The sequence below is a fragment of the Streptomyces sp. NPDC002536 genome, assembly GCF_053594995.1.
Genome location: NZ_JBSFWU010000003.1, coordinates 130,504 through 142,372 on the forward strand (window position 1 = coordinate 130,504; position 11,869 = coordinate 142,372).

At 72.3% G+C, this 11,869-nt stretch carries 11 protein-coding genes; 8 read left to right on the forward strand and 3 right to left on the reverse strand.

Annotated features, from left to right (window positions below; all coding sequences use genetic code 11):
- The first annotated feature begins 57 nt into the window (after positions 1–57).
- Genes ACWD4B_RS02385 through ACWD4B_RS02395 form a run of 3 tightly spaced genes read left to right on the forward strand, consistent with a single transcriptional unit; the run spans position 58 to position 1,024 of the window.
- Positions 58–417 (forward strand): hypothetical protein, encoded by a 360-nt coding sequence (locus ACWD4B_RS02385; protein ID WP_451418994.1) that lies wholly within the window; start codon positions 58–60, stop codon positions 415–417.
- 58 nt (positions 418–475) lie between these two features.
- The gene (locus ACWD4B_RS02390; protein ID WP_336412291.1) at positions 476–769 is read left to right on the forward strand and encodes a hypothetical protein; all 294 of its coding nucleotides are present in this window, start codon (positions 476–478) and stop codon (positions 767–769) included.
- Between the two features lie 12 nt (positions 770–781).
- A complete protein-coding gene (locus ACWD4B_RS02395) occupies positions 782–1,024 on the forward strand; it encodes a hypothetical protein (RefSeq protein WP_336412292.1) in 243 nt (80 codons plus the stop codon).
- Here ACWD4B_RS02395 and ACWD4B_RS02400 read toward each other — a convergent pair.
- On the reverse strand, positions 1,012–2,199 hold the full coding sequence (locus tag ACWD4B_RS02400; RefSeq protein ID WP_451418995.1) for an aminotransferase class V-fold PLP-dependent enzyme: 1,188 nt from the start codon (positions 2,197–2,199) through the stop codon (positions 1,012–1,014). The genes ACWD4B_RS02395 and ACWD4B_RS02400 overlap by 13 nt on opposite strands.
- Positions 2,200–2,478: 279 nt before the next feature.
- Here ACWD4B_RS02400 and ACWD4B_RS02405 point away from each other — a divergent pair, with 279 nt between their 5' ends.
- The 4 genes from ACWD4B_RS02405 (at position 2,479) to ACWD4B_RS02420 (ending at position 7,768) form a co-directional block, all read left to right on the forward strand.
- Positions 2,479–4,035, forward strand: coding sequence for an alpha/beta hydrolase (locus ACWD4B_RS02405; RefSeq protein WP_451418996.1), 1,557 nt, complete (start codon positions 2,479–2,481; stop codon positions 4,033–4,035).
- A gap of 90 nt (positions 4,036–4,125) precedes the next feature.
- Complete coding sequence (locus tag ACWD4B_RS02410) at positions 4,126–5,373, forward strand: glycosyltransferase (RefSeq protein WP_390778665.1); 1,248 nt, start codon at positions 4,126–4,128, stop codon at positions 5,371–5,373.
- 64 nt (positions 5,374–5,437) lie between these two features.
- Positions 5,438–6,718, forward strand: a complete 1,281-nt coding sequence (locus ACWD4B_RS02415) for a wax ester/triacylglycerol synthase domain-containing protein (RefSeq protein WP_451418997.1) — start codon at positions 5,438–5,440, stop codon at positions 6,716–6,718.
- Positions 6,719–6,829: 111 nt separating this feature from the next.
- Positions 6,830–7,768 (forward strand): alpha/beta fold hydrolase, encoded by a 939-nt coding sequence (locus tag ACWD4B_RS02420; protein ID WP_451418998.1) that lies wholly within the window; start codon positions 6,830–6,832, stop codon positions 7,766–7,768.
- Between the two features lie 51 nt (positions 7,769–7,819).
- Here the strand turns inward: ACWD4B_RS02420 and ACWD4B_RS02425 are convergent, their stop codons facing one another.
- Positions 7,820–8,743, reverse strand: coding sequence for a D-alanyl-D-alanine carboxypeptidase family protein (locus tag ACWD4B_RS02425; protein ID WP_451418999.1), 924 nt, complete (start codon positions 8,741–8,743; stop codon positions 7,820–7,822).
- A gap of 183 nt (positions 8,744–8,926) precedes the next feature.
- Positions 8,927–10,543 (reverse strand): phospholipase D-like domain-containing protein, encoded by a 1,617-nt coding sequence (locus ACWD4B_RS02430; RefSeq protein ID WP_451419000.1) that lies wholly within the window; start codon positions 10,541–10,543, stop codon positions 8,927–8,929.
- 278 nt (positions 10,544–10,821) lie between these two features.
- Here ACWD4B_RS02430 and ACWD4B_RS02435 point away from each other — a divergent pair, with 278 nt between their 5' ends.
- The gene (locus tag ACWD4B_RS02435) at positions 10,822–11,868 is read left to right on the forward strand and encodes a tetratricopeptide repeat protein (protein WP_451419001.1); all 1,047 of its coding nucleotides are present in this window, start codon (positions 10,822–10,824) and stop codon (positions 11,866–11,868) included.
- The last annotated feature ends 1 nt before the right edge of the window (position 11,869 follow it).

Below are 11,869 nucleotides of genomic sequence, written 5' to 3' on the forward strand. Positions count from 1 at the left end.
CCGTCCGCCCGTAGCGTCGCGGCGGACCGGGCAGCGGAGCGGCAGCCGAGGAGAGCCATGCGACGTCCCATCCGGGCCCTGGAGGCCCTGGCCCTCGCCGGCCTGCTCACCGCCGTCACCCCCGCGGACGCCCGCGCGGCCGGCGGCGCATTCGTCTACTACACGAAGCAGGGCACGGAGCGGCACTCCCTCACCGACCCGGTGGACGGCCGGTGTTACCCGGTCGGCGAGGCGACCGGCGTCACCGGCAACGAGACGGAACACGACGCCTACCTCTACGACACGGAGGGCTGTCGCGGCGCCGCCGTCTACTTCCCGTCCCGCTGGTACGGGTACGAGACCTTCCACAGCGTCATGTTCGTGACCCGGTGCGCGGACCGCACGCCGGTCGTGCGCGCCCGCACCGCGTTCCGCTGAAATCGCACTACCCCTTTCGCTAATCTGGTCGGCCGAGCCGCCTACGCGGGAGGGACCCATGAGCACTGGCCGGCCGTGGAGCATCGAGCGCATCCGCGAGGCCCTCGGCAGCCCCGATCTCGCCCAGCGCTTCACCGACGAGATCGGCAGCGCCCCGGCGCACCGGGTGCTGGCCGTGTTCGCGAAGTGGCAGGGCATCGCCGAGCGCACCCTGATCGCGGTCGAGCGCGGCCGGCAGGCCGCCGCGGCCGAGGCGGCGGGCCGCGAGGTGCCCGGCGAGTGGATCGACATCACCCGGAAGGTGCAGGAGGAAGCTGCGCTGATTCGCTCCCGCGGAGCGGCCTGCGGCTGACACCCTGGGACGGTGTACGCGCTCAAGTACGACGCGACGATAGCTGCCGTCTGGGACGCGCTGCCGCAGGCCGTGAGCGAGCAGCTGAACGACGGTCTCGCCGCGGCCTGCGCGGATCCGCTGGCCGCGACCGTCCCGTACGGCGAGGACGACGGGATCATGCGCATGCTCGTCCTCGACGAGGTCTTCGTCGTCATCTATCTGGGTCATCAGACGAAGACCCTGCACATCTACCAGATCGACTACCTGGGCTGACCCTTCTCCAGGAAGAGCGTCAACACCTCGACGGCCCGGTCGAGTTCGTCCGCGGTGTTGTAGTAGTGCGGTGAGAACCTCACGAGCGGGTGCAGGCCGCGGTCCTCCGTGTCGAACTGTTCGTAACCGGGCACCGTGGTGCTGACGTTGACGCCGTGCCGGGTCAGGGCGGTGGCGACGTCCGCGGTGGGGATGCCGTCGACCTTGGCGGTGACGATGGCGCAGCGCCGGCTGCCCAGGTCGTGCGTGGTCACCCGGGGCACCGCGTCGAGGCGCCGGCGCAGCTGCTCGCCGAGGGCGGCGGTGCGCCGGCCGATGTTCTCCGGCCCGAGTTGCAGCGCCTGGTGGACCGCACTGCCCAGTCCGAGGACGTTGGCGTAGCTCATCTCCCAGGTGCCGAACCGCCGGGCCCCGCGGTGCCAGCTGAAGCCCCGGGCACCGTCCCAGGTGGCGGACCCGACCTCGGCGACGTACGGGACGAGGTGCTCCAGCATGCCGGTGCGCACCCACAGGAAGCCGGTGCCGCGCGGACCGCGGAGGAACTTGCGGCCGGTGGCGGCCAGCATGTCGCAGCCGATCTCGCGGACGTCGACGGGGAACTGGCCCACCGACTGGGTGGCGTCCAGCAGGAACGGCACCCCGGCCCGGCGGGTGATCGCCCCGATCTCGGCGGCCGGGTTGACCAGGCCGCCGCCGGTGGGCACGTGGGTGACGCCGACGAGCTTCACCCGCTCGTCGACGAGGGAGGCCAGCGCGGCGGTGTCCAGGGCGCCGGAGGAGTCGTTGGGGACCACCACGACCTCGGCCCCGGTGCGCTGCGCGGTCTGCAGGTAGGCCAGGACGTTGCTGCCGTACTCGGCGCGGCCGGTGAGGATCCGGTCGCCGGGGCCGAAGGAGAGCGCACAGAAGGCGGCCTGCCAGGCGTGGGTGGCGTTGTCGAAGAGCGCGACCTCCTCGGGGCGCCCGCCGACGAGGGCCGCGATGTCCTCGTACGTCGCCTCGACGGCCCGCCGCTCCTGTGCGGCGGCCTCGTATCCGCCGATGCGGGCCTCGAGTTCGAGGTGGGAGACCACGGTCTCCAGCGTCGGGCGGGAGAGCAGGCCGCTGCCCGCGTTGTTGAGGTGCACGCGGTGGGCGCAGCCGGGGGTGTCACGGCGCAGTGCGGCGATGTCCATGCACCGACCATGCCGGGTGCTCCGCAGGGACGGGAGCCTCGACGCGCCGTTTTCCGGGGCTTCGCCCCGGACCCCTGGGGTGGTGCGTCGACTGCGGGCGCGTCGTGGCTGGTCGCGCCCACGCGGCGGAGCCGCATGTTGTCACAGCCCCGCGCCCCTTACGGGGCGCCCCGAAGGGTGGCACTGGTACCACCCCCGGAACGGATACTGGCGGGATCGATCGGGGGTCCCCCGGGCGGAAGGATCGGTGTTGCAACCGAAACCGTCCCAGGAGGACCGATGTTGAAGATCCGGAAGTCTCGGCGTACCGCTGCCGCTGTGTCGGGCGTGGTCACGGCGGCCGTGGCGGCCGCCGTCCTTCCGGCGTCCGCCGCACTCGCCCGCACGCCCGCCGCCCCCTCCGTGCCCTCCCGCTACGCGTCCCAGAAGCTGGACTGGCAGTCCTGCGACCAGGGCCTGGAGTGCGCCTCGATGGCCGTCCCGCGCGACTGGCACCACGCGGACGCCGGCCCGGACCTGACCATCAAGGTCTCCCGGCACCGGGCGGACGACCCGGCCAAGCGGCGCGGCGTGCTGATGATGGCGGCCGGCGGGCCCGGCGGCACGGGTCTGATGCGACCCGCGGGCTTCGTCAAGGGCGCGCCCGCCCTGGGCGCCGCCTACGACGTGGTGAGCTTCGACCAGCGCGGCGTCGGGGAAAGCACCAAGGCGACCTGCCAGACGGACGCGGAGTTCAAGGAGTTCTTCTCCGGCGACTTCCGGGACCGCTCCCCCGCCGACATCCAGCGGGTGCTGAACTCCTCCCGCAAGTTCGTCGACGACTGCGAGCAGCGCAGCAACGGACTGCTGCCCTATCTGACCACGGAGCAGACGGCCCGCGACATGGACCTCTTCCGCTCCCTGCTCGGCGAGGAGAAGATCGCCTACTACGGGCCCTCCTACGCCACGATGATCGGCGCCTACTACGCGACGCTCTACCCGCAGCACGTCGAACGCGCCGTCCTGGACAGCAACATAGCCTTCCAGGGCAGCTGGGAGGAGTTCGAGAAGGGGCAGCCGAAGAGCTTCCAGCGCCGCTTCGAGCAGGACTTCCTGCCGTGGCTGGCCAAGTACGACAACGTGTACCACTACGGGCGGACGGCCGCCGAGGCCAAGGCGAAGTGGGAGCAGCGGCGGCAGGCGCTGCACGACCACCCGCTGACGGTGGGCTCCCTGACGCTGGGTCCCAACCAGTTCGACAGCGGCACGATCCAGGCGATGTACTCGGCCGACCAGGGCTTCACCGCGCTGGCCTCGTCGCTCGCCGCCCTCGACCACTGGGACACCGCGAACGCGGACGAACAGAAGCTGGCGGGAAAGCTGTTCGGTTCGTACCTCAACCCCGGGTTCCTCGCCGAGTTCTTCTCGGTGACCTGCAACGACACTCCGTGGAACAAGAACGTCCAGTACTGGGTCGACCGCAGCGCCAAGGACACGAAGAACCTGCCGCTGATGGGCGCCCGCTCGCTCACCTTCGCCTCCGTGTGCGCGTACTGGCCGAAGTCCCCGGCGCCCGAGGTGAAGGTCACCGGCAAGGGGCTGCCCACCACGCTGATGCTCAACTCGGTGCACGATCCGGCCACCTACTACGAGGGCGCGGTGCGGGCCCACCGTGCGCTGCGCAACTCCCGTCTGGTGACGGTCACCGGCGGCGGCGACCACGGCCAGTTCCTCAACCAGAACGCCTGTGTGGACGGCATCGTCGACGACTACCTCCTCACCGGCAAGGCCCCGGCGCACGACACCACCTGTGAGACCAAGCCGCTGCCCGTTCCCGCGGGCGCAGCGGCGAAGTAGCCGGACCCGGCGCCGACGAGGCGGCCCCCGCACCGGATACGGTGCGGGGGCCGCCTCGTTGACTTGGTCAGGGCAGCGGGAGGGCCGGACATGCGCATCCAGATCATCACGGCGGGCACCACGGGATCCGTCGCTCCGTACACCGGTCTCGGCCACCGGCTCGTGGCCGAGGGGCACGACGTGGAGATCGCCACGCACCCGAAGTTCGCGCCGATGGTGACGTGCTGCGGCAGGCTGCGGATGCGGGCCCTGGAGGCGGACCCGTTCGAGGAACTGATCGGTGCGCACAGCCGGTTCCGGGGTGCGCAGCGCTCACCGGGCGCGGTCCTCGGGCTCGCCCGGGCCACCGAGCGGGCCGCGCTGGCGCTCGTCGACGGCATCCTTGCGGCGGCGGACCCCAAGGCCGATGTGTTCCTGCTGTCGACGCTGGCCGCGCCGATCGGCCGGGTGGTCGCCCAGTACCACTCCGTGCCGAGTATGGGCGTCTTCCTCCAGCCCGACGTCCCCACGGCCGCGTTCCCGCCGTGCACGAGCCCCTGGCGACCGCCGGGGTACGGCAACCGGCTGCGCGGGCGCGCCGCCAACGCCGTGCTGGACGCCCTCTATTCCGCCGCCCACCGCAATCTGCACGCTCGGCTCGGGCTGGCGCACCGCAGCGGTCACCGGCTGCGGCAGGAGCGCGAGCGCAGCCGGTGGCCCATCTGGCACGGGTACAGCCCGTCGGTCGTGCCCCGCCCCGCGGACTGGCGGCCCGGGCTGAAGGTCGCCGGCTACTGGTGGCCGCACGAGTGCCCGGGCTGGGAGCCCCCGCAGCAGGTCGCGGACTTCCTGGCGGCCGGCCCGCCGCCGGTGTTCATCGGTTTCGGCAGCATGATGCCCGGCGATCCCGAGCGGCTCGGCGCCGTCGCGTCGGCCGCGCTGCGCCGGGCCGGGCTGCGGGGCATCGTGCAGTCCGGCTGGGCCGGGCTGTCGGTGCAGGGGGACGACGTCCTCACCGTCGGCGCGCTGCCGCACGGCTGGCTGATGCCGCGCACGGCCGCCGTGGTGCACCACGCGGGCGCCGGGACCACGGCGGCGGGCCTGCGGGCCGGGGTGCCGGCGGTCCCGGTGCCGGTCTTCACGGACCAGCCGTGGTGGGCCGCGCGGCTGACCCGGCTGGGCGTGAGCCCGGGGGTGCTGCCGTACGAGCGGCTGACGGCCGCCCGGCTGGCGGAGGCGCTGCGGCGGGTGACGGCCGAACCCCGGTTCGCCCGGCGGGCGGTGGGGCTGGCCGGCCGGCTGGGCCGGGAGGACGGGGCGGGAGCCGTCGCCCGGGCCGTCGCGGAGACGGCCCGGTGACGGAGCACGGGCTGTCGGGCCCACGGTCGCGCGGCAGCCGGAGAACCGCGAGACGAGGAGACCCGTGACATCCCCTACCCAGCTGCCCGCCCTGGTCGCAGCCGGTACCGCACGGCAGGCCGCGGTGGACATGCCGCCGCTGGACGCCTGGCTGTTCCGGCATCAGAGCGGCGGCGCGATCTGTATGACCGCCGGCCTCCTGGCCTGGTTCGAGGGCCCGCCGCCGACGCCGAACGAACTCCGGGCGCGGGTGCGGCAGCGCTGGGCGGTGCACGAACGGCTGCGCCTGACGGCCGTCGAGACCCCCGCGTGGCCGCAGTGGGTGCCGGGCCCGCAGTGGGATCCCGCGCACCACGTGGCCGCCCACGACACCTCCCCCGCCGCGCTGGACACCCTCGCGGCCCAGTTGCTCGCCCACCCCCTGGGCCCGGCCCGGCCGCCCTGGCAGCTGCATCTGCTGCCCGCCGACGGCGGGTTCGCCCTCTTCCTCCTCTCCCACCACGCCCTGCTCGACGGGGTGTCGCTGGTCACGCTGCTGCGCGCCCTGCTCGACGCCCCGGCGGCGGTGCCCCGGCCGCGCTCCCCGGGCGATGCGGAGGTCGCCGCACCGTCCCGGCTGGACCGGGTGCGGGCGGTGCTGGACGTGCTGCCGCGGGCGCGGCCCCTGCCCTTCCACGGTCCGGTGGACGCACGGCGCGCGGTGTCGTGGAGCCGGGTGCCCGTGTCCGAACTGAGCACGGCCCGCGACGCCCTGGCCTCCGGGCGGGCCTCGGCCAACGCGGTCTTCCTGGCCGCGGCCGCGGGTGCCCTGCGCACCGCGGGGCTGACCGGGCGGGTGTCCCGGCTGCCGGGGGTGTGCGCGATGGTGCCGGTGGACGTCCGGGACGGCTCCGGGCCGGTGGTGCTGGGCAACCACTACGCGACGGTCCGGGTGCCGCTCCCGGCGGGCGGGGGTCCGCGGCAACGGCTCGCCTCGGTGGACGGTTTCACCCGGCGCGCGGCGCTCAAGCAGCGGGCGCAGGCCCAGGCGCGGCTGGTGGCCTCCCGGCCGCAGCGGCACGGCCGCTTCGACGCCTTGCTCGGCCGCTATGCCGACTCCCCGCTGTTCTCCTCGCTGTTGTGCACCAGTGCGGCCAGCTATGCGGGTCAGCTGACGTTCGGGCCTGCGCGGTTCACCGCGCTGGCGGGGCTGCCCCCGCTGAGCCCGGGTCACCCCCTGGCGATGTCGATGCTGCTGCACGACGAGACCGCGGTGGTGACGGTCGTCACCGATCACGGTCACCGTCACCTGGCGGCGCGGCTGCCCGGTCTCATCCGGGAGGAGATCGATGCGCTGCGCGGCTGAGCCGGACGTCCGTTCCCCGAAAACCCGGGCTACGGGCGGCACATGGGCAGTAACGTCAAGCCACCGGCTCTCGTTCCCCCTGGTGAATCCCCCCACGAACGGAGACCGGCCGTGACGACGCGTACCGCACTCTTGGAAGAGGTCATCCCGCTCACCCTCCACGGTTACGCGTACAGCGGCCGCATCGTCCACCGTCCGGATGCCAGAGTGGCGCCCATCGTCCTGGTGGGCGGAGCCTTCCAGCACCAGAACGGGTGGGGCCGGGTGGAGCGGGCCTTCCTGGAGGCGGCGAGTGTGATCACCGTGGACCTGCCGGGCTGGGGCAGTGCGGACCGGCTGCCCGCGCGGTACGGATTCGACTTCCTGGCCGAGGCGCTCGACCGGCTGCTGTCCAAGGTGGCTCCCGGCCCGGTGAACGTCCTCGGCACCTCGTACGGCAGTGCGGTGGCTCACCAGTGGGCGTGCGAACACCCCGGGCGGGCCGAGCGGGTGGCGCTCGTGGGCACCATGGCGCATCTGACGGACCACGCGCGGGCGCGGGTGTCGCACCTGCTGCGGCTGGCGGAGCACGGCAGCCGGACGGAGTTCGTCAACAGCGTGCTGCACACGATGGTGTGCTTCTCGCCGCGTGCCACGGTGCTGCGCCGGCCCACCGTCGTCCGGTGCCTGACCCGTGCGCTCAACGAGCTCACCGCCGACGACGTCGCCAAATACCGGGACAACACCCTGCGGCTGCTGATGCATGCGGAGCTCCCCCGCGGCTACGCCGTCCGCGCCCCGGTGCTCGTCGCGACGGGCGAGCACGATCCGCTGACCACTCCGGCGCTGAGCCGGGAGGCCGCCACCCGGTGCCCGGACGTCCGGTTCACCACGCTCAAGGACGCGGACCACCTCGTCCATCTCGAACGGCCCACGGAGATCGTGGATCTGCTGATCCGCTTCTTCTCCGGCGAGTCCCTCGCCGGTCTCGACTACTGCCACCCGGTCGAGTACCTGCGGCAGCAGGCGGGCGGGACGCTGCCCTCCCCCCGTCCCTCGCACGGCAGTTGAGCGCCCGGCCCTCCTGGGCGAGGGCCGGGCTCCGCCGGTCTCCCGTGCGCGTCAGTCCTCGTGCGCCGAGGCGGGCAGCCGGCGCAGCTTCAGTGCCGTGCGGGTGCGGAAGGCGTAGTCCAGCATCCTGGCGGCGTCCGGGAAGCGGCTCGTCCGGTCGTTCAGGACGACGCCGACGACCTCCCGGCCGGAGCGCTTCGCCGCGAACACCAGGCAGGGGCCCGCGGAGCGGGTCGAGCCGGTCTTGACGCCGATCACCCCGTCGTAGGAGCCGAGCAGCTTGTTGGTGTTGTACCAGGTGTAGAGGCGGTTGACGTTCTTCGCCCTCTGCTCGCTGCGCACGGACTTCACGACCTCGGTGAAGGTCCGGTTGCCGAGCGCGTGCCGGGAGAGCACGGCCAGGTCGCGCGGAGAGGCGACGTTGCCGCCGTGCGAGGAGTTGCCGTCGAACGAGTCGAACCGGGTGTGGTGCAGGCCCAGTTCGCCCGCCTTCTCGTTCATCCGGGCGATGAACGACTCGGTGCGCTCCGCCTCGGTGTCGCCGGTGCCGAAGGTGTCGGCGAGGGCGTAGGCGGCGTCGCAGCCGGAGGGCAGCATCAGGCCGTAGAGCAGTTGCCGCACGGTGAGCTTGTCACCGGTGCGCAGGTCGGCCGTGCTCGCCTGGGTGCGGGCGACGTAGTCGCGGTAGGACTGCTGGATGGTGACCTGCCGGTCCAGCTCCCCTGCGTGGTCGTCGAGGACCACGACCGCGGTCATGATCTTGGTGGTGCTGGCCATCGGCCGCTCGGTGTCGGCCTCCTTGCCCCACAGTTGTCCGGCCTTGCTGTCCAGCAGGTACGCGCCCTTGGCGTCGATCCCCGCCGGGCCTTCCGCGGCCCCGGCGGTGGCCGTCGGGAGGGCGACGGCGACGACCGCCGTCGACGCGGTCAGCGCCGCTCCCCAGCGGCGGACCGCACTTCCCCCACGTCGTTCCATTGGTTCTCCCGAATTCCTCGTGCAGTGGCATGAGTTGCCGTGGCATGGGTTGAGGGACGGCATGGTTGCACCCGGTGCCGGTCAGGGAGAAATTGCGGCCACTAAAGAGTGAAAGACGATCGTCTGAACGCGGAGATGCCCGCACCTCGCGGTACGGGCATCTGCGGTGCTGCGCGGCGGGGTTCAGCCCTGACAGACGCCGCGCTCGTGGTCGAAGGTGGCCGTCGCCTTGGCGTACGTCCACTCCGGGTCGAGCAGCTTGGTCTGCAGCTGCTTGGCTGCGTCCTGGTTCTCGACGATGTAGCCGTAGTCCTGCAGCCACGACGGGTAGAGGTTCTTGGACCCGACGTAGAAGGCGGAGCCGTCCACGGAGACCAGCTTGTGGTGCAGGCGATAGGCCTTGCCGTCGGCCCAGTTGGCGCTGTCGGAGCTGCGGAACGTGCCGAGCTGGAGGGTGGAGCACATGGCCGCCTTGGCCTTGTCCTGGCTCCCGGTGACGAGGGCGAGGCGGTTGCGCAGGGTGTCGCTGACCTCGCTGAGGGACTTGATCTGCGAGTAGCCGCCGCTGCCGACCGCGCCGCGGTTGGCGGGGTCGCTGAGGACGATCCGCACCTTCACGCCGGCGGCCATCTTGGCGGCGATGGCGTCGTAGAGGCGGATGTCGTAGCGGGCGATGGGCGGGCAGGTGGAGTTGAGGTCCTGCTGCGAGATCTCGACGTGGTCGGTCGCGCTGGCCACCAGGGCGCGCAGGGCGCTCTCCTCGGGGTTGACCGTGTCGTAGTCGCGGTCGGCGTTGGTGCTGTCGTGCACGCCGACGACGCACTTGGTGTCCGAGGCGGTGGGCAGGTCGGGGCTGAACGCCGAGGAGGCGTCCTTGTCCTTGATGCCGACGCCCAGGCCGCCGACGGCGATCACGGGGACGTTGCCGGCCGGCTTGGGGGCGGCGGGGTTGGCGTCCTTCTCCATGGTGGGCATGCAGCCGCTGTTGGACCCCACGAACCAGACGCTGGCCACGTTGCTCTTGTTCTGGCACGTCCACGTCCAGAGCGTGTCCAGATAGCGGCCGGCCGAGGCGGCACCGGGGCCGCTCAGGGCGAGGTCGACGTCGGACACCGGGTGGGCGGTGTCGATGTAGTCGTCCTTCCAGCCGTTGATGCCGCCGGCGATCACCGACTCCCCGTCGGTCACGAGGAGTTTGGAGTGGTTCCAGGAGAAGCCGGTCTTCGAGGTCGTCATCGAGGCGACGTTCAGCTCGATGCTGTCGTAGGCCTTGCCGAGCCGCTTCTTGAGGTCGTCCCGGTAGGACGAGGGCAGCACGTTGAGGTGGTAGACCGGGGCGGCGCCGACCATCACACGGACCTTGGGCTTGTTCCCGGCCTCGACCGAGGCCTTGAGGCCGGCGGCTATGGCGTCCTGGAAGGCGCCGTCGGGGAAGGGCGCGAGGGTGGAGATGTCCACCGTGCGCTTCGCCTTGGAGATGTTCTCCGTCATCTTGGCGAGCAGCCTCTTCGTGCCCGGCCGGTCGGCGCACGACGCGTCGCCCCAGCAGTCGGGGGTCTGCAGCAGCCAGCTCGCGGGGTCCGCGTCGGAGCCGTCCAGCTTGTTGCCCTCGGTGCGCTCCCACACGGTGCCCTCGAGACCGGGCGAGACCTGACGCAGCGTCTGCTCGATGGAGTCGAGGTGCGGGGTGGCGGAACCGTCGGCGAACGCGGGGGCTGCGGGCAGCACGGCGAGGACCACGGCCGAAGCCGTCACGCGGAGCGCGGGACGGCCAGGACGGCGGAGTCGGTTGCGGACCAAGATGCTTCCTTTTTAAACGAAGTTGATGGGAACTTGATGGTTTATGGCCATAGACGGCCATAGGTTGATCATCTTGCCGGAAGGCGCTGTTCCGCGGCTACGGATTGCCGTGCACCAGTTTCGGCCATGACATTCCGGCCATCACCCGTACATCTCGCGTATGACATGCCGCTCCCGCACCCGTCCCGAGAGGTACGGCGGACGACCTCGGAGAGGGATGCCCCGCCCGCATCCCTGGCCATAGCTTCGTGATCAACGGTCACGAAGAGAGGCACTGCATGTACGGCAAGGCATTCGCTCCCGAATACCGCGGCGCTCTGGGCGAGCTCTCGGTCAACTCCTCGCTGGAGGAGGTCCTGGAGAAGGCGCTGGAGCAACGGGCCCGGGCCGAACGGGACGGCAGCGCCCTGGAGTCGGCGCACGCCGGACTCGCCGTGGCCGAGTCCAGCCGGCGGCTCGGCCGGGTGGCGGAGGCCGAGGACGCCTGGCGGGAGAGCTACCGGGCGGCACGCCGGGCCGGGGACGAGGGCGCCATGGCGTGGGCGGTGTGGAGCGGCGGCACGCTGGCCCGGCAGCGGGGCGCCCTCGCCCTCGCCCGGCGCCTGCTGGCCCTGGCCGCCGAACTGGCCGAGCGCGGCGGGGACATCGTGGCCCGCGGCTACTCGCTGGCCGGGCTCGCCGAGACCGGCCGCATCCAGGGCGACTACCGAGCCGTCGGCGAACTGCACGAGAAGCTGCTCGCCGAGGCCCGGCGGCGCGGCGAGGCCCGGCACACCGTGTGGGCGCTGGAGGGCATCGCGCAGATGCACCGCAACACCGGCTCGTACGACACCGCCCTGGCGATGTTCGAGGAGTCGGCCGTCATAGCGGAGCAGGCCGACGACGCCCGTGGCCACGCCTGGGCCCTGCGGGGCATAGCCGACGTGGTGTCCCTGCGCGGCGAGACGGAGCGGGCGCTGGAGCTGCTCTCCCGCGCCGAGCGCACCTGCCGGGAGATGCGGCTGGCCAGTGCGCTGGCCTACAACCACAAGATGCGCGGCAACGTGCTCTTCCGGGCCGGTCGTTACGACGAGGCACGCGACTGCTACAGCGGCGCGCTGGAGGAGTTCCGGGCCATGGGCGAGCCGCGGGGCGAGGCCCTCTCCCGGCTCGGCCTGGTCAAGTCCCGCGCCCGGCTGGGCCGGGACGGCGCGGAGACCGCGGCCGAGCTCGACGAACTCTCGCGCACGCTCGGCGGGTTCGGGCTGCAGCACGCACGGGAGATGGTCGACAAGGCGCGCGCCGAGCTGGGGCTCGTGGCCGCCGGTTCGAGGACGGCGGCCTGAG